Genomic DNA, 21,868 nt, shown 5'->3' with positions numbered 1-21,868 from the left:
ATGTGTTTATATTTCATTTTAGAGTGCCTCCTGTGCTGGGATTTGTTCTTTGGATCGAACGTTCCCCAGCATACAGAAGGCGCTTTTTTCATTCAAACCTCGAATTCATTTATTACAGGAATGGCTCCTATCATACTTTGTTATTATCTTTATCTTTCAAACTGACATGCTGGACAATCTGAATCCATCTTAAAAACAACGATTGAATATAATCCGAACTGAGGGTGCGATTTAAAATCTTTGCCTCAAAATAAACAGCTTCTTCATTCATAGTAAAAGAGAATGAGAAATCACAGTATTCTGTATAGCCTTTATTTCCTGTGAACTGATATAAAAACATCGGAAATAACCCATTTTGCTTGTAATCAATAACAAATTTTGCTTGAGTATATTTTGGAGCTGCTTGGTTCTTGCTTTTTACGTTCTCCAACAATACATTCAAGTCGTCATGATTACTGATCTCGAACGATGAAAAAGTACTATTCGCCCCATAGCAAACCGATAGCTCCTGCTGACCTGTCGCCTCGATAACACTATATGTGTACAGAAACATTAGCCACGACTCTAGTGCTGTCTCGTTCTCTGATTGCATTTCCTTCAGTACATGGAATAAATCACTGTTATCTTGGAAACGGAATACGAATTCCTTGTTCCTACTACCTAACAGATACGAATCTGGGAACGGAATTTGTGCACATCTCAAGGCTGTTTGACTGCTTACATCTATGAACGTTGCCAGCTGGGCGATAGTAGGATTTGCGAATATATCGCCCACTTTTACAATACCTGGGTACCTCTCTTCAATTCGAGCCAGCATACTCATGATTAATAATGAATTTCCGCCTAGATCAAAGAAATTATCATGAATACCGATTTGCTCACTCACAAGAATGTCACGCCAAATGGTTACAAGTTCCTTCTCCCTATCGTTTTGCGCGGCAACAAATGTATCTTGTTCCACAAGGGCTCGCACGTTTGGCGAAGGCAACCGATGTTTATCCACTTTTCCTGATCTTGTGACAGGAATTTCCTCCAATTGCACAATAAACGATGGAATCATGTACGATGGAAGGTACTTCTTTAAGTTTTGTTTAATCTCAAATGGATCAACCACTGTATGAGATACTATATACCCACATAACGATTGGTTCTCATGAGTATTAGTTGCAACCACAACCGCATCTTGGATTCCTGCCAGCTGCCGTAGTGCACTTTCCACTTCTCCCAGCTCGATCCGGAATCCTCTGATCTTCACTTGATCATCCATACGGCCTAAATAAGCTATGTTCCCGTCCGGCAACCATTTGGCTAAGTCCCCTGACCGGTACAGTTTTCCTTCTCCGTATGGATTGTCAATAAACTTCTCTGCGGTTAGTTCCGGAAGATTCAAGTATCCTTTGGCCACACCGCTGCCTGCAATACATAACTCCCCAGGTACTCCTATTCCGCACAGCTTCATGCCATCCATCATATAGATTTGCGTATTACTCGTTGGTTTCCCAATCGGTATCGGATAAGGAATGTGACTCTCTCCATCGTATTCCCATCCCGTCGCCAATACGGTACTTTCCGTCGGGCCATAGGCATTCATATAGCGTGTACCGCTTCCCGCCTTTTCGATCATCTCCGCGTTTGCTGCCGATCCCCCGGTCGTCAGTACCCGTAGTCCGCTTATATCCGTCTGCAAATAGTATTGCGGCGGTAGCAACGTCAACGTGATTCCGTGTTTCTTCACAAAAGCGTTAAAGCTGCTCACATCCGCTATTACCGCTTGGGACACAAGAGTTAGCTTTGCACCCAACAACAGCGACAATGTCATCTCCCATACGGAGGCGTCAAATATATAGTTGGCAAACTGAAGCACGTTATCTTGCGGCGTCACTTCATACTTCTCCTGCAAGTAACTCCTCATCGCCACTACGCCGCTGTGTGCTAACATGACCCCTTTCGGCTGTCCCGTCGTTCCGGATGTATAAATAATATACGCCAAATCATCGGGGCGATTAACTGGCTCCGGATTGTCACTCGGCCCTTCCCAGAGCTTATCATCCGCCAAATTGATCGTCGGCAGATCCGTTTCCATCGTCGTCTGATACACCAGCACGGCCTTTGGTTTGCAGTCATTTAGGATAAACTGCATACGCTCGGCTGGGAGGGTAGGATCGACTGGCACATACGCTCCACCTGCTTTGATGATGCCATACATCCCGGCAATCATCTCCACACTTCGTTCTGCTACGATAACCACGCGGTCACCCGGTTGAATGTGCAGTTTGCGAAGCGCCCATGCCACTTGGTTGATTTTTTGGTTTAACGCGTCATACGTCACATCGTTATCTTCATATACAACGGCGATGGCATCTGGTGTGGTAGCCACCTGCTCTTCCCATAATGCTGGAATCGTTTTATCCTTGGCATACGGTAAGCTCGTATCATTAAATGCACCTAGGATCTGTTTTTTCTCTTTCTCTGTTATCGTCGCAAGTTCAGACAACTTCATTTCTGGGTTTACGGCGAAGGCATGTAGCACATGTTCGAGCCGCGCAAGCATGTGTACAATGTCCTCATTCGCATACACATTCGGATTGTAAAGCATTTCACAGACGATGTTCTCTCCCGACTCGTATGCGCATAACGTCAAATGATATGGCGGTTGGTCACGGGATGACGTAATCTGATACGTGAAATCGGTTAGCTTATTCTCATCCACATAATAGTTTTCAAACGCATAGAGCACTTGAATCAAGTGTTGTTTCTGCTCCGTCTGTGCTTGAATCTCTGCAAGCGAACAATACGCATACTGTTCACTTTCCGACCCTTGCTGTTGCATGTCTTTGAGCAGGTTCATAACACTCATGCCTTCTTTGCTCGCTACACGTACCGGGATCGTATTAATAAACAGACCGACGATATCTTCGATTCCACGCACATCGCTTTGCCGTCCAGATGTGACTTTCCCGAATACGACATCTTTTTGTCCGCTGTAGGCTTGCAAGACCATTCCCCACGCCGTTTCCACGACATTACTCACCGTCATTCGATGAGCGGAAGTCAATTCTTTGATCCGCGCTCGGTCCTCAGGTGTTAAGGTAATCGCTAGGCGCTCCACTTGCTGTTCGCTCGCTTGCGGAGTATACACCGGTTTGATCTCCGCGATTTCTTCATACCCTGCTAATACGTCTGACCAGTAAGACAGCCCTTTGTCTTGATCCTGTTTTTCTAGCCATACGATATAATCTTCGTAGGAGGCGTGATCTTGCTTGTCCTTCATGATCTGCTGCTTGAGATCCGCTGGTAAAGCCCCTTGTTGCAGCGCTTGATACAGTCGATTGAACTCCCCGTATACTGCGGATAGACACCAGCCATCCATAATAATGTGATGGAAATTCCAGATCAATTGATAATGGTCTTGTGACAGGACGACGTGGTGTACACGCAATAACGATTCTTGTGCAAGGTCAAAGCCTCGCTGGATTTGATCGTATGCGATCGTTTCCGCCAGTTCTGCCTGCACGATCGCTTCTACTCCCGTGAGGTCCGTTCTTGTGTATTCCACTTCCCTCTCTCGGATCACGACTTGCGCTGGCATCGATATATTTTTATGAATAATCGCCGTACGTAGCACTTCATGCCGGATCGCAAGCAGGTGGAGTGCATGCTTCACCATGTGCTCATCCGCATAGCCTTGCCCGATAAACACATTCTGGTTTCGATAGGCTGTCGATTCAGGTTCGGCGATGCTATGGTAGAGCATCCCTTTTTGCAGGGAAGTGAGTCCGTATATGCGCTCGACCTGAGATGAACCCCCGACTGCTTGTTGAATGACCGATAAATCCGTTCGGGTTAAAGACGCTGCTCGGTAGTCAGACGGTGTCTGAACCGTTTCTTTTATCGCGATACAGTGGTCTTTTATCGCTAGTAACGCTGCTTGGTATCGTTCACTAAAGGATTGCATCTTCTCACGGGATAGATAGGATCGGTTATACCCGATCACCAGCTGCAGCTGTCCATCTAGGATGCCCCCGTTGACGATCAGCTTGCGAAAGACGGTATTTTCAGCGGCTGATCCCTTGCCCGAACTAAAGAAGCGTAGCTTTTTCCCCTTCGCTTCCGCGTCCATTTGTCCCATGTAGTTAAACATGACTTCAAGCGGACGGACTGGCAATTCATCCTGTAATAGACCGTACCCAAGGCCTCGGTTCGGAACTTTACGCAGCGTCTCTTTGGTTGCAATGATACTTTCTGTGATGTCCTCATGACACGGTACCACTACCGGATATATACTTGTAAACCATCCGATCGTCCGGTCGATATCGATCCGCTTATGAATCGGTTCCCTACCGTGTCCTTCCATGCCTATCGTGACATCGTTTGCCCCTGTTAGTTTCTGCAAGGCCATTCCCAGGGCGCTAATAAGCAAGTCATTGATCTCGGTATGATAGGCCCGACCTGATTGTTGGATCAGTTGCTCAGTTTCTTCCTTATTGAAATGGATCGTGCAACTGTCATAGCCACTTTCTCCCGTCTGTTCGTTCATCCCGAGTTCGCCTGCCGCCATCTGCGCGGCGACTTGTTCCCAGTACGCCCGTTCTTTCTGCAAGAGAGAGGTGTCCTTATATTCTACCAGCGCTTCTGCCCATGCCTGATAGGACGCTGTCTTTGCTGGGAATCGGATCTTGGCCCCTTCTTTTACTTGCTGGATCGCTGTGCCAATATCTTCTTGCAGGATACGCCAGGATACACCGTCCACCACAAGATGATGGATTCCTACAAACAGTAGGTTCCCTTCACCCGTCCGGAACATCGCCGCCTTCACCAGCGGGCCTTTTTCTAAGTTGATACTGCTATGCAACTCCGTACATACCGCATTCATTCGTTCTGCTACTGCTTGTTCTTCGCTAAAGTCATACACCTTTAGCTCATACGCTTTGCTATCACTCATCCCTAGAATCTCTAGCTGGCCTTCCCGGTAGACGGATCTCAAGATATCATGATGTGCCATAAGGGCATCTAGCACTTTCCGAAGCTGCTGCTCATCGTCCAGATCTATCTCCATCAGCATGTCCTGATTGAAGTGGTCTGGCTTTGGGAGATTCCAAGACGCAAACTCCCTGATGATCGGTGTCAGCGGTACGAGGCCACTTACCTCACCTTGCTCGTACTGTTCCTCTACGGCAGACTTTTGTGCCGCATAACTAATCGCCTCAACGGTATACTTTTGCATAATATCTTTGATCGCGATCTGATAGCCTGCACTTCTTAGCTTCGACACGATCCGTATTGCTTTGATCGAGTCCCCACCTAGCTCAAAGAAGCTGTCCTGCGTGCCGACTCTCTCTACGCCCAGTACTTCACTAAAAATATCGCATAGTTGTGCTTCAAGTTCGTTTTTCGGAGCCGTGTATGCCTTCTCACTTACGACCACAATCTCCGGCAGCGCCCGTTTATCCAGCTTGCCGTTGCGCGTCACCGGCAGTTGTTCGATCTGCATCATATATGCTGGCACCATATAGGCCGGCAGCACTTCCTCCAAGTCCCGTCTCACTATTTGCAGTTGGACTCGATCTTTCGAGATGAGGTAAGCGAACAGCGCTTTCTCTCCGTCTTGGGTATCCCGTACGATGACCGCCGCGTCTTGGATTCCTTCGAGCTGCCGCAGTGCATTTTGTACTTCCCCTATCTCTATCCGGAATCCCCTGATCTTCACTTGGTCATCTATGCGCCCCAAATAGGCTATATTTCCGTCCGGCAACCATTTGGCTAAGTCCCCTGATCGGTACATCCGCTCCCCGGGTACAAAAGGGTTCGCTACGAATTTTTTATTCGTGAGTTCCGGTTTGTTGAGGTAGCCTCTTGCAACGCCAACGCCTGCCACGCACAGTTCCCCAGGCACACCAATTCCGCATAGCTTGTCCCCATCTAGCATATAAATCTTCAGTGTAGGGAGCGCTTTTCCGACATCGTTTACATCTAGCGCAATATCTTCTGCCGTGATCGCTTTGTACGTGACATGGACCGTCGTCTCGGTTATCCCGTACATATTTACGATGTTCATTTCTGGATACTTTTCATGCCATGCCTTTAACTTTCCTACTTGCAACGCCTCTCCAGCAAAGATGAGATGTTTGACGTGCAGTCTCTCACCTGCTTCTTCTAGCTCTACTTGCATCAGATTATAAAAAGAGGATGGCACTTGGTTGAGTACGGTCACCCTTTTTTCACGCAATATATCTAAAAAGGCATAACTATCTTTTTTGGCGTCGTTTGGTATGACGACGAGGTGACCTCCGTATAAGAGTGCTCCGTACATTTCCCATACCGATACGTCAAAGTTGTAGGCTGCAAATAGGCTCCATACATCCTCTTCATGGAAATCAAACGGCATGTCATCGTTATGCATCAACCGAACGACGCATTCATGTTCGATTATCGTTCCCTTCGGCTCACCGGTCGTCCCTGACGTATAGATGATATATAGAGCATCTTGCGGTGCGATGGATACATCCGGATTGGCTTCCAGTTCTGTTCTGTTTGGCACATCCGATATACTTGGTTCATCCGCATACAAATGTTCTATCGCATACATATGTCCTTGCGGAAGTGAAACCATCCGCTCTTTTCCTTGATTGACAAGAAGCAAGCTTGCGCCACTGTCTGCCAGCGTATACTGGATACGGTCTTGCGGCGCCTCTGGATCGATTGGCACATAAACATATCCAGCCTTCACTACACCAAGTATTCCAATGACCATATCGATATTACGTTCTAACAGTAACGCTACCATCGTTTCGCCTTTGCCTGTTTCGCTCTCGGCTTTAGTAGCAAGCAGCCTATTGGCAACGATATTCGCCTTCGCATTCAACTCCGCATACGTCAGTTGCTCCGTCCCGCAAGATACCGCTATCCGATCTGGTGTTTTCTTCACCTGCGCCTCGAATAAGCTTTTGATCGATTCCTCATGCGGATATGGAGTTGGCTTCGTTTGAAACGCACCTAGGATCTGCTCTTTTTCTTCTTCTGTTGTCGTCTCTAGTTCAGACAACTTCATTTCTGGGTTTATGGCTAAGGCATGCAGCACATGTTCGAGCCGCGCAAGCACTTGTGCAATGTCCTCACGTGCATACCTATTTGGATTGTATAGCATTTCACATACGATCTTCTCTCCCGACTCGTATGCGCATAACGTCAAGTTGTACTGGTTTTGATCGCGGCCAGATACGATCTTATACGTGAAATCTGTAAGCGTGTCTGTATCGACATAATAGTTTTCAAACACATAGAGCACTTGAATCAAGTGCTGTTTCTGCTCCGTCTGTGCTTGAATCTCTGCAAGCGAACAATACGCATACTGTTCACTTTCCGACCCTTGCTGTTGCATGTCTTTGAGCAGGCTCATAACACTCATGCCGTCTTTGCTCGCTACACGCACCGGGATCGTATTAATAAACAGACCGACGATATCTTCGATTCCACGCACATCGCTTTGCCGTCCAGATGTGACTTTCCCGAATACGACATCTTTTTGTCCGCTGTAGGCTTGCAGCACCATTCCCCACGCCGTTTCCACGACATTACTCACCGTCATTCGATGAGCGGAAGTCAATTCTTTGATCCGCGCTCGGTCCTCAGGTGTTAGGGTAATCGCTAGGCGCTCCACTTGCTGTTCGCTCGCTTGCGGAGTATACACCGGTTTGATCTCCGCGATTTCTTCATACCCTGCTAATACGTCTGACCAGTAAGACAGCCCTTTGTCTTGATCCTGTTTTTCTAGCCATACGATATAATCTTCGTAGGAGGCGTGATCTTGCTTGTCCTTCATGATCTGCTGCTTGAGATCCGCTGGTAAAGCCCCTTGTTGCAGCGCTTGATACAGTCGATTGAACTCCCCGTATACTGCGGATAGACACCAGCCATCCATAATAATGTGATGGAAATTCCAGATCAATTGATAACGGTCTTGTGACAGGACGACGTGGTGTACACGCAATAACGAGTCTTGTGCAAGGTCAAAGCCTCGCTGGATTTGATCGTATGCGATCGTTTCCACCAGTTCTGCCTGCACGATCACTTCTACTCCCGCGAGGTCCGTTCTTGTGTATTCCACGTCCCTCTCTCGGATCACGACTTGTTTGGGCATCGATATGTCTTTATGAATAATCGCCGTACGTAGCACTTCGTGCCGTATCGCAAGCAGGTGGAGTGCTTGCTTCACCATCTCCTCATCCGCATAGCCTTGCCCGATAAACACATTCTGGTTTCGATAGGCTGTCGATTCAGGTTCGGCGATGCTATGATAGAGCATCCCTTTCTGCAGGGAAGTAAGTTCATAGATTCGCTCTATCTGAGAGGAGCCCCCCACTGTTTGTTCAATGACCGACAAGTCCGTTCGGGTTAAATACGCTGTCCGGTAGTCAGACGGTGTCCGAACCGTTTCTTTTACCGCGATACAGTGGTCTTTTATCGCCAGTAACGCTGCCTGGTATCGTTCACTAAAGGATTGCATCCGATCATGGGATAGATAGGACCGGTTATACCCGATCGCCAGCTGCAGCTTCCCGTCTAAGATACCCCCGTTGATGATCATCTTGCGGATGACGATATTTTCATCGGCAGATCCCTTACCTGAACTAAAGAAGTGTAGTTTTTTCCCCTTCGCCTCTGCGTCCATTTGTCCCATGTAGTTAAACATGACTTCAAACGGACGTACCGGCAATTCTTCCTGTAACAGACCATATCCAAGGCCCCGGTTCGGGATCTTACGTAGCATCTCTTTGGTTGTAATGATGCTTTCTGCTAGATCCTCATGACACGGTACCACTACCGGATACATACTTGTGAACCATCCGACCGTCCGATCGATATCGATCCGCTTATGAATCGGTTCCCTTCCGTGTCCTTCCATGCCTATCGTGACATCGCTTGCCCCTGTCAGTTGCTTCACGGCCATTCCCAAGGCGCTGATAAGCAAGTCATTGATCTCGGTATGATATGCCCGACCTGATTGGTGAATTAGCTGCTCGGTTTCTTTTTCATTTAATTGTATCGTGCAACTGCCGTACCCGCTTTCTCCCGTCTGTTCGTCCATCCCGAGTTCGCCCGCCACCATCTGCGTGGCTACTTGCTCCCAGTACGTCCGCTCCTTCTGCAGCAGGTGGCTCTCCTTATATTCTGCCAACGCCTCCGCCCATGCCTTATAGGACGCTGTCTTTGCCGGGAATTGGATCTTTGCCCCTTCTTTTACTTGCTGGATGGCCGTACTGATATCTTCCTGCAGGATACGCCACGATACCCCGTCCACCACCAGATGATGGATCGCCACAAACAGCAGATTCCCTTCATCCGTCCGGAACATCGCTGCCTTCACCAGCGGGCCTTCTTCTAAGTTGATGCTGCTATGCAGATCCGTACATGCCGCTTCCATTAATTTTACTGCTGCTTGTTCTTTGCTATAGTCATACACCTTTAGTTCATATGCTTTGTTGTCACTCACTTTTACGATCTCTAGCTGACCTTCCCGGTAGACGGCTCTCAGGATATCATGATGTGCCATAAGGGCATCTAGTACTTTCCGAAGCTGCTTCTCCTCTTCCAGATCAATCTCCATCAGCATATCCTGATTGAAATGGTGTGGCTTAGAAAGATTCCAGGAGGCAAACTCTCTGACGATCGGTGTCTGCGGTACGCTACCGCTTACTTCCTCTTGATCGTATTGTTCCTCTAGGGCAGACTTTTGTGCCGCATAGCTAATCGCCTCAACGGTATACTTTTGCATGATATCTTTGATGGCAACGTGATAGCCTGCACTTCTTAGCTTCGACACGATCCGGATTGCTTTGATCGAGTCTCCGCCCAGTTCAAAGAAGCTGTCCTGCGTACCGACTCGCTCTACGCCCAGTACTTCACTAAAGATATGGCATAGTTGTGCCTCAAGTTCGTTTTTCGGAGCCGTGTATGCCTTCTCACTTACGGCCACGATCTCTGGCAGCGCCCCTTTATCCAGCTTGCCGTTGCGCGTCATCGGCAGTTGATCGATCTGCATCATATACGCTGGTACCATATAAGCTGGCAGCACTTCCTCCAAGCCCCGTCTCACCGCTTGCAGCTGGACTTGGTCTTTCGAGATGAGGTACGCAAACAGCGCCTTCTCTCCGTCATGGGTTTCCCGCACGATGACCGCCGCATCTTGGATTCCTTCGAGCTGACGCAACGCATTTTCTACTTCTCCCGGCTCGATCCGGAACCCTCTAATCTTCACTTGATCATCTATGCGCCCTAAATAGGCAATGTTCCCGTCCGGCAACCATTTAGCTAAGTCCCCTGACCGGTACAGTTTTCCTTCTCCGTATGGATTGTCAATAAACTTCTCTGCGGTTAGTTCCGGAAGATTCAAGTATCCTTTGGCCACACCGCTGCCTGCAATACATAACTCCCCAGGTACTCCTATTCCGCACAGCTTCATGCCATCCATCATATAGATTTGCGTATTACTCGTTGGTTTCCCAATCGGTATCGGATAAGGAATGTGACTCTCTCCATCGTATTCCCATCCCGTCGCCAATACGGTACTTTCCGTCGGTCCATAGGCATTCATATAGCGTGTACCGCTTCCCGCCTTTTCGATCATCTCCGCGTTTGCTGCCGATCCCCCGGTCGTCAGTACCCGTAGTCCGCTTATATCCGTCTGCAAATAGTATTGCGGCGGTAGCAACGTCAACGTGATTCCGTGTTTCTTCACAAAAGCGTTAAAGCTGCTCACATCCGCTATTACCGCTTGGGACACAAGAGTTAGCTTTGCACCCAACAACAGCGACAATGTCATCTCCCATACGGAGGCGTCAAATATATAGTTGGCAAACTGAAGCACGTTATCTTGCGGCGTTACTTCATACTTCTCCTGCAAGTAACTCCTCATCGCCACTACGCCGCTGTGTGCTAACATGACCCCTTTCGGCTGTCCCGTCGTTCCGGATGTATAAATAATATACGCCAAATCATCGGGGCGATTAACTGGCTCCGGATTGTCGCTCGGCCCTTCCCAGATCTTATCATCCGCCAAATTGATCGTCGGCAGATCCGTTTCCATCGTCGTCTGATACACCAGCACGGCCTTTGGTTTGCAGTCATTTAGAATAAACTGCATACGCTCGGCTGGGAGGGTAGGATCGACTGGCACATACGCTCCACCTGCTTTGATGATGCCATACATCCCCGCAATCATCTCCACACTTCGTTCTGCTACGATAACCACGCGGTCATCCGGTTGAATGTGCAGTTTGCGAAGCGCCCATGCCACTTGGTTGATTTTTTGGTTTAGCGCGTCATACGTCACATCGTTATCTTCATATACAACGGCGATGGCATCTGGTGTGGTAGCCACCTGCTCTTCCCATAATGCTGGAATCGTTTTATCCTTGGCATACGGTAAGCTCGTATCATTAAATGCACCTAGGATCTGTTCTTTTTCTTCTTCCGTTGTCGTCTCAAGTTCAGACAACTTCATTTCTGGGTTTTCGGCAAAGGCATGTAGCACATGTTCGAGCCGCGCAAGCATGTGTACAATGTCCTCATTCGCATACACATTCGGATTGTAAAGCATTTCACAGACGATGTTCTCTCCCGACTCGTATGCGCATAACGTCAAATGATATGGCGGTTGGTCACGGGATGACGTAATCTGATACGTGAAATCGGTTAGCTTATTCTCATCCACATAATAGTTTTCAAACGCATAGAGCACTTGAATCAAGTGTTGTTTCTGCTCCGTCTGTGCTTGAATCTCTGCAAGCGAACAATACGCATACTGTTCACTTTCCGACCCTTGCTGTTGCATATCATTCAGCAGGCTTATTGCACTCATGCCCTCTTTGCTCGTTACACGCACCGGGATCGTATTAATAAACAGACCGACGATATCTTCGATTCCGCGCACATCGCTTTGCCGTCCAGATGTGACTTTCCCGAATACGACATCTTTTTGTCCGCTGTAGGCTTGCAAGACCATTCCCCACGCCGTTTCCACGACATTACTCACTGTCATTCGATGAGCGGAAGTCAATTCTTTGATCCGCAATCGGTCCTCAGGTGTTAAGGTAATCGCTAGGCGCTCCACTTGCTGTTCGCTCGCTTGCGGGGTATACACCGGTTTGATCTCCGCGATTTCTTCATACCCTGCTAATACGTCTGACCAGTAAGACATCCCTTTGTCTTGATCCTGTTTTTCTAGCCATACGATATAATCTTCGTAGGAGGCGTGATCTTGCTTGTCCTTCATGATCTGCTGCTTGAGATCCGCTGGTAAAGCCCCTTGTTGCAGCGCTTGATACAGTCGATTGAACTCCCCGTATACTGCGGATAGACACCAGCCATCCATAATAATGTGATGGAAATTCCAGATCAATTGATAACGATCTTGTGACAGGACGACGTGGTGTACACGCAATAACGAGTCTTGTGCAAGGTCAAAGCCTCGCTGGATTTGATCGTATGCGATCGTTTCCACCAGTTCTGCCTGCACGATCGCTTCTACTCCCGTGAGGTCCGTTCTTGTGTATTCCACTTCCCTCTCTCGGATCACGACTTGCGCTGGCATCGATATATTTTTATGAATAATCGCCGTACGTAGCACTTCATGCCGGATCGCAAGCAGGTGGAGTGCATGCTTCACCATGTGCTCATCCGCATAGCCTTGCCCGATAAACACATTCTGGTTTCGATAGGCTGTCGATTCAGGTTCGGCGATGCTATGGTAGAGCATCCCTTTTTGCAGGGAAGTGAGTCCGTATATGCGCTCGACCTGAGATGAACCCCCGACTGCTTGTTGAATGACCGATAAATCCGTTCGGGTTAAAGACGCTGCTCGGTAGTCAGACGGTGTCTGAACCGTTTCTTTTATCGCGATACAGTGGTCTTTTATCGCTAGTAACGCTGCTTGGTATCGTTCACTAAAGGATTGCATCTTCTCACGGGATAGATAGGATCGGTTATACCCGATCACCAGCTGCAGCTGTCCATCTAGGATGCCCCCGTTGACGATCAGCTTGCGAAAGACGGTATTTTCAGCGGCTGATCCCTTGCCCGAACTAAAGAAGCGTAGCTTTTTCCCCTTCGCTTCCGCGTCCATTTGTCCCATGTAGTTAAACATGACTTCAAGCGGACGGACTGGCAATTCATCCTGTAATAGACCGTACCCAAGGCCTCGGTTCGGAACTTTACGCAGCGTCTCTTTGGTTGCAATGATACTTTCTGTGATGTCCTCATGACACGGTACCACTACCGGATATATACTTGTAAACCATCCGATCGTCCGGTCGATATCGATCCGCGTATGAATCGGTTCCCTACCGTGTCCTTCCATGCCTATCGTGACATCGTTTGCCCCTGTTAGTTTCTGCAAGGCCATTCCCAGGGCACTAATAAGCAAGTCATTGATCTCGGTATGATAGGCCCGACCTGATTGTTGGATCAGTTGCTCAGTTTCTTCCTTATTGAAATGGATCGTGCAACTGTCATAACCGCTTTCTCCTGTCGGTTCGTTCATCCCGAGTTCGCCTGCCGCCATCTGCGCGGCGATTTGTTCCCAGTACGCCCGTTCTTTCTGCAAGAGGGAGGTGTCCTTGTATTCTACCAACGCCTCCGCCCATGCCTGATAGGACGCTGTCTTTGCTGGGAAGCCGATCTTGGTCCCTTCTTTTACTTGCTGGATCGCTGTGTCGATATCTTCTTGCAAGATACGCCACGATACACCGTCCACCACAAGATGATGGATTCCTACAAACAGTAGGTTCCCTTCACCCGTCCGGAACATCGCCGCCTTCACCAGCGGCCCTTTTTCCAGAACCATACTGCTATGCAGTTCTGTACATGCCGCTTCCATGAGTTCTGCTACTGCTTGTTCTTCGCTAAAGTCATACACCTTTAGCTCATACGCTTTGCTGTCACTCACCTTTACGATCTCTAGCTGACCTTCCCGATAGACGGATCTCAAGATATCATGATGCGCCATAAGGGCATCTAGCACTTTCCGAAGCTGCTGCTCATCGTCCAGATCAATCTCCATCAGCATGTCCTGATTGAAGTGGTCTGGCTTTGGAAGATTCCAAGACGCAAACTCCCTGATGATCGGTGTCAGCGGTACGAGGCCACTTACCTCACCTTGCTCGTACTGTTCCTCTACAGCAGACTTTTGTGCCGCATAGCTAATCGCCTCGACGGTATACTTTTGCATAATATCTTTGATCGCGATCTGATAGCCTGCACTTCTTAACTTCGACACGATCCGGATCGCTTTGATGGAGTCCCCGCCTAGCTCAAAGAAGCTGTCCTGCGTGCCAACTCGCTCTACGCCCAGTACTTCACTAAAGATATCGCATAGTTGTGCCTCAAGTTCGTTTTTCGGAGCCGTGTATGCCTTCTCACTTACGACCACGATCTCCGGCAGCGCCCGTTTGTCCAGCTTTCCGTTGCGCGTCACCGGCAGTTGATCGATCTGCATCATATACGCTGGTACCATATAAGCTGGCAACACTTCCTCCAAGTCCCGTCTCACTGCTTGCAGTTGGACTTGATCTTTCGAGATGAGGTAAGCGAACAGCGCTTTCTCTCCGTCTTGGGTTTCCCGTACGATGACCGCCGCATCTTGGATTCCCGCTAACTGTCGCAGTGCATTTTGTACTTCCCCGATCTCTATCCGGAATCCCCTGATCTTCACTTGGTCATCTATGCGCCCCAAATAGGCTATATTTCCGTCCGGCAACCATTTGGCTAAGTCCCCTGACCGGTACATCCGCTCCCCAGGTACAAAAGGGTTCGCTACGAATTTTTTATTTGTTAGTTCCGGTTTGTTGAGGTAGCCTCTTGCGACGCCGACGCCTGCCACACACAGTTCCCCAGGCACACCAATTCCGCATAGCTTGTCCCCATCTAGCATATAAATCTTCAGTGTAGGGAGCGCTTTTCCGACATCGTTTACATCTAGCGCAATATCTTCTGCCGTGATCGCTTTGTACGTGACATGGACCGTCGTCTCGGTTATCCCGTACATATTCACGAGATTCATCTCCGGATACTTCACATGCCATGCCTTTAATTTCCCTACTTGTAGCGCCTCTCCAGCAAAGATGAGATGTTTGACGTATAGTCTCTCACCTGCTTCTTCTAGCTCTACTTGCATCAGGTTATAAAAAGAAGAAGGCACTTGGTTGAGTACGGTCACCCTTTTTTCACGCAATATATCTAAAAAGGCATAACTATCTTTTTTGGCGTCGTTTGGTATGACGACGAGGTGACCTCCGTATAAGAGCGCTCCGTACATTTCCCATACCGATACGTCAAAGTTGTAGGCTGCAAATAGGCTCCATACATCCTCTTCATGGAAATCAAACGGCATGTCATCGTTATGCATCAACCGAACGACGCATTCATGTTCGATTATCGTTCCCTTCGGCTCACCGGTCGTCCCTGACGTATAGATGATATATAGAGCATCTTGCGGTGCGATGGATACATCCGGATTCGCTTGTAGTTCTGCACCCCGTGCACCCCATGCTGTATCCGATTCATCCGCATACAAATGCTCTATCGCATACATATTTCCTTCAGGAAGTGAAACCATCCGCTCTTTTCCTTGATTGACAAGAAGCAAGCTTGCACCGCTGTCTGCCAGCGTATACTGGATACGGTCTTGCGGCGCCTCTGGATCGATTGGCACATAAACATATCCAGCCTTCACTACACCAAGTATTCCAATGACCATATCGATATTACGTTCTAACAGTAACGCTACCATCGTTTCGCCATTGCCTGTTTCGCTCTCAGCTTTAGTAGCAAGCAGCCTATTGGCAACGATATTCGCCTTCGCATTCAACTCCGCATACGTCAGTTGCTCCGTCCCGCAAGATACCGCTATCCGATCCGGTGTTTTCTTCACCTGCGCCTCGAATAAGCTTTTGATCGATTCCTCATGCGGATATGGAGTTGGCTTCGTTTGAAACGCACCTAGGATCTGCTCTTTTTCTTCTTCCGTTGTCGTTTCTAGTTCAGACAACTTCATTTCTGGGTTTACGGCTAAGGCATGCAGCACATGTTCGAGCCGCGCAAGCACTTGTGCAATGTCCTCACGTGCATACCTATTTGGATTGTATAGCATTTCACATACGATCTTCTCTCCCGACTCGTATGCGCATAGCGTCAAGTTGTACTGGTTTTGATCGCGGCCAGATACGATCTTATACGTGAAATCTGTAAGCGTGTCTGTATCGACATAATAGTTTTCAAACACATAGAGCACTTGAATCAAGTGCTGTTTCTGCTCCGTCTGTGCTTGAATCTCTGCAAGCGAACAATACGCATACTGTTCACTTTCCGACCCTTGCTGTTGCATGTCTTTGAGCAGGCTCATGACACTCATGCCTTCTTTGCTCGCTACACGCACCGGGATCGTATTAATAAACAGACCGACGATATCTTCGATTCCACGCACATCGCTTTGCCGTCCAGATGTGACTTTCCCGAATACGACATCTTTTTGTCCGCTGTAGGCTTGCAAGACCATTCCCCACGCCGTTTCCACGACATTACTCACCGTCATTCGATGAGTGGATGTCAGTTCTTTGATCCGCGCTCGGTCCTCAGGTGTTAAGGTAATCGCTAGGCGATCCACTTGCTGTTCGCTCGCTTGCGGAGTATACACCGGTTTGATCTCCGCGATTTCTTCATACCCTGCTAATACGTCTGACCAGTATGACAGCCCTTTGTCTTGATCCTGTTTTTCTAGCCATACGATATAATCTTCGTAGGAAGCCTGATCTTGCTTGTCCTTCATGACCTGCTGCTTGAGATCAGATGCCAAAGCCCCTTGTTGTAGCGCTTGATACAGTCGATTGAACTCCCCGTATACCGCCGATACACTCCAACCATCCATAATAATGTGATGGAAATCCCAGATCAATTGATAACGGTCTTGTGACAGGACGACATGGTGTACACGCAATAACGGGTCTTGTGCCAGGTCAAAGCCTCGCTGGATTTGATCGTATGCGATCGTTTCCACCAGTTCTGCCTGCACGATCGCTTCTACTCCCGTGAGGTCCGTTCTTGCGTACTCCACTTCCCTCTCTCGGATCACGACTTGTGCTGGCATCGATATATTTTTATGAATAATCGCCGTACGTAGCACTTCATGCCGGATCGCAAGCAGGTGGAGTGCTTGCTTCACCATGTCCTCATCCGCATAGCCTTGCCCGATAAACACATTCTGGTTTCGATAGGCTGTAGATTCAGGTTCGGCGATGCTATGGTAAAGCATCCCTTTTTGCAGGGAAGTGAGTCCGTATATGCGCTCGACCTGAGATGAACCCCCGACTGCTTGTTGAATGACCGATAAATCCGTTCGGGTTAAAGACGCTGATCGGTAGTCAGACGGTGTCTGAACCGTTTCTTTTACCGCGATACAGTGGTCTTTTATCGCTAGTAACGCTGCTTGGTATCGTTCACTAAAGGATTGCATCTTCTCACGGGATAGATAGGATCGGTTGTACCCGATCACCAGCTGTAGCTTTCCATCCATGATGCCCCCGTTGACGATCAGCTTGCGAAAGACGGTATTTTTAGCGGCTGATCCCTTGCCCGAACTAAAGAAGCGTAGCTTTTTCCCCTTCGCCTCCGCGTCCATTTGTCCCATGTAGTTAAACATGACTTCAAGCGGACGGACTGGCAATTCATCCTGTAATAGACCGTACCCAAGGCCTCGGTTCGGAACTTTTCGCAGCGTCTCTTTGGTTGCAATGATACTTTCTGTGATGTCCTCATGACACGGTACCACTACCGGATATATACTTGTAAACCATCCGATCGTCCGATCGATATCGATCCGCTTATGAATCGATTCTCTTCCGTGTCCTTCCATGCCTATCGTGACATCGCTTGCCCCTGTCAGTTGCTTCACGGCCATTCCCAAGGCGCTAATAAGCAAGTCATTAATCTCGGTATGATACGCTCGACCTGCTTGGTGGATCAGTTGCTCAGTTTCTTCCTTATTGAAATGAATCGTGCAACTGTCATAACCGCTTTCTCCTGTCGGTTCGTCCATGCCAAGTTTCCCAGACTCCATCTGCGTAGCTACTTGTTCCCAGTACGCCCGTTCTTTCTGCAAGATTGGGCTGTCTTTATATTCTGCCAACGCCTCCGCCCATGCCTTATAGGACGCTGTCTTTGCTGGGAATCGGATTTTGATTCCTTTTTTTACTTGCTGGATCGCTGTGCCGATATCTTCTTGCAGGATACGCCACGATACGCCGTCCACCACAAGATGATGGATCCCTACAAACAGCAAGTTCCCTTCACTCGTCCGGAACATCGCCACCTTTACCAGTGGTCCTTTTTCCAGAACCATACTGCTATGCAGTTTCGTACATGCCGCTTCCATGAGTTCTGCTGCTGCTTGTTCTTCGCTAAAGTCATACACCTTTAGCTCATACGCTTTGTTGTCACTCACCTTTACGATCTCTAGCTGACCTTCCCGGTAGACGGATCTCAAGATATCATGATGCGCCATAAGGGCATCTAGTACTTTCCGAAGCTGCTTCTCATCTTCCAGATCAATCTCCATCAGCATATCCTGATTGAAGTGATGCGGCTTAGAAAGTTTCCAGGACGCAAACTCCCTAATGATCGGCGTCAAAGGTACGAGGCCACTTACTTCAGCTTGCTCGTACTGTTCCTCGATTACAGACTTTTGTGCCGCATAGCTAATCGCCTCAACGGTATACTTTTGCATAATATCTTTGATCGCGATCTGATAGCCTGCACTTCTTAGCTTCGACACGATCCGGATTGCTTTGATCGAGTCTCCGCCCAGTTCAAAGAAGCTGTCCTGCGTGCCGACTCGCTCTACGCCCAGCACTTCACTAAAGATATCGCATAGTTGTGCTTCAAGTTCGTTTTTCGGAGCCGTATATGCCTTCTCACTTACGGCTACGATCTCTGGCAGCGCCCCTTTATCCAGCTTGCCGTTGCGCGTCATCGGCAGTTGATCGATCTGCATCATATACGCTGGTACCATATAAGCTGGCAGCACTTCCTCCAAGTCCCGTCTCACCGCTTGCAGCTGGACTTGGTCTTTCGAGATGAGGTACGCAAACAGCGCCTTCTCTCCGTCATGGGTTTCCCGCACGATGACCGCCGCATCTTGGATTCCTTCGAGCTGACGCAACGCATTTTCTACTTCTCCCGGCTCGATCCGGAACCCTCTAATCTTCACTTGATCATCTATGCGCCCTAAATAGGCAATGTTCCCGTCCGGCAACCATTTAGCTAAGTCCCCTGACCGGTATAGTTTTCCTTCTCCGTAAGGATTGTCAATAAACTTCTCTGCGGTTAGTTCCGGAAGATTCAAGTATCCTTTGGCCACACCACTGCCTGCAATACATAACTCTCCAGGTTCACCTATTCCGCACAACTTCATGCCATCCATCATATAGATTTGCGTATTGCTCGTTGGTTTCCCAATTGGTATCGGATAAGGAATGTGACTCTCTCCATCGTATTCCCATCCCGTCGCCAATACGGTACTTTCCGTCGGGCCATAGGCATTTATATAGCGTGTACCGCTTCCCGCCTTTTCGATCATCTCCGCGTTTGCTGCCGATCCCCCGGTCGTCAGTACCCGTAGTCCGCTTATATCCGTCTGCAAATAGTATTGCGGCGGTAGCAACGTCAACGTGATTCCGTGTTTCTTCACAAAAGCGTTAAAGCTGCTCACATCCGCTATTACCGCTTGGGACACAAGAGTTAGCTTTGCACCCAACAACAGCGACAATGTCATCTCCCATACGGAGGCGTCAAATATATAGTTGGCAAACTGAAGCACGTTATCTTGCGGCGTCACTTCATACTTCTCCTGCAAGTAACTCCTCATCGCCACTACGCCGCTGTGTGCTAACATGACCCCTTTCGGCTGTCCCGTCGTTCCGGATGTATAAATAATATACGCCAAATCATCAGGGCGATTAACTGGCTCCGGATTGTCGCTCGGCCCTTCCCAGATCTTATCATCCGCCAAATTGATCGTCGGCAGATCCGTTTCCATCGTCGTCTGATACACTAGCACGGCCTTTGGTTTACAGTCATTTAGGATAAACTGCATACGCTCGGCTGGGAGGGTAGGATCGACCGGCACATACGCTCCACCTGCTTTGATGATGCCATACATCCCCGCAATCATCTCCACACTTCGTTCTGCTACGATAACCACGCGGTCATCCGGTTGAATGTGCAGTTTGCGAAGCGCCCATGCCACTTGGTTGATTTTTTGGTTTAACGCGTCATACGTCACATCGTTATCTTCATATACAACGGCGATGGCATCTGGTGTGGTAGCCACCTGCTCTTCCCATAATGCTGGAATCGTTTTATCCTTGGCATACGGTAAGCTCGTATCATTAAATGCACCTAGGATCTGTTTTTTCTCTTTCTCTGTTATCGTCGCAAGTTCAGACAACTTCATTTCTGGATTGTTGGCGAAAGAGAGTAAGACAGCTTGTAAGCGCAATAACATTGCTTCTATTTCCTTTGATCCATAACGATTTGACGCATACTGCATCTGAAAACGCAAAAACCCGTGTTCATAATTTGCGATTAAGACTAAATCATAATTCGTTTGCTCCCGATAAGCTTCTATTTTTAACCCAAGTCCCTCACTGTGCTGTGTCACTAAAGTCTCATCAATCTCATAATTTTCAAAGGCATATAAGTACTTGATTAACTCTGATTTTTGCTTCGTTAAACTCAGTATCTTCTGTAAGGGACAATAAGAATAAACTGTACTTTTCGTTCCTTGTAGCTGCGTGCTTTGCAAAACTTCAACAACGTTATCATCTTTTGTATACCTAATTCTTGCGGGAATCGTCACGATAAATGGACCTACAATTTTTTCAATTCCTCTAATTTCAACATGCCTTCCTGAAATCACCTTGCCATAAACAACATCTTTGGCACCTGTATACGCTTGCAAAACAATTCCCCAGGCTGTTTCCACAATCGTATTCATCGTAATATGATGGGTGGCAGCGAGATTTTGCAAACTTGCCGTCTGTTCTTTAGATAATGTCATGTCGCTCAAAGAAACAGTTTCCACCGTTAATGGCGTTTGCTCCATTGACTTTATATCCGCTGTTCCATCATAGTCAGATAACAATTCTTCCCAATACGCCATTCCTTCAGTAGCATTTTGCTGCTCTAGCCACTTCACATAATCCCCATATTTTTCGCTTCTCTTCTTATCGGTTTCCACTATCGAAATGATAGATTCCAAGCTCTTTCCATGTTCAAGCATGTCATAATACGTTTTGAAATCACTGAACAAAATAGATAAGCTCCAACCATCAATAATGATGTGATGAAAAGTCCATAACATCTTATATTGGTTTGCTCCAAAATGAACGAGCTTGACCCTTAATAAAGAATCGCGTTGTAGATCAAACCCGCGCTCCACATCAAGTTGCGCAATCATATCCATTTCATTATTTCGATCATCTGCCGCAATATCCGATACATCTATCCGTTCATATTGTATTGTCCGGTTCTTGAGTACAATTTGTCTTGGCACAGTCAATTTCTCAAATACGATGGAAGTTCTTAACACGTCATGCTTCATCGTTACAAGTTGGATAGCCTCTTGTACCTTTACTTCATTAATCATACCGTTCAGTTCAAAACGATGCTGAACGACATAAGCGGTAGAATCACCATTCATCAGCTTATGATAGAGCATCCCTTCCTGTACTGGGGTAAGAGAGTAAATATTCTCAATATTAGAACCTAAAACCATCTTTGAGCTCATGTATGCTCCTCCACCTTATAGTAGATTTATTCT

At 47.9% G+C, this 21,868-nt stretch carries 1 protein-coding gene; it reads right to left on the bottom strand.

Going from position 1 to position 21,868, the window contains the following annotated elements:
* Positions 1 to 130: 130 nt before the first annotated feature.
* Complete coding sequence (locus KIK04_RS21725) at positions 131 to 21,835, bottom strand: non-ribosomal peptide synthase/polyketide synthase (RefSeq protein WP_232275738.1); 21,705 nt, start codon at positions 21,833 to 21,835, stop codon at positions 131 to 133.
* Positions 21,836 to 21,868 lie beyond the last annotated feature (33 nt).

Origin of the sequence: Paenibacillus sp. 481 (genome assembly GCF_021223605.1) — a bacterium.
Classification (GTDB): Bacteria; Bacillota; Bacilli; order Paenibacillales; family Paenibacillaceae; genus Paenibacillus_B.
This window is presented reverse-complemented; position numbering and strand designations above follow the sequence as displayed.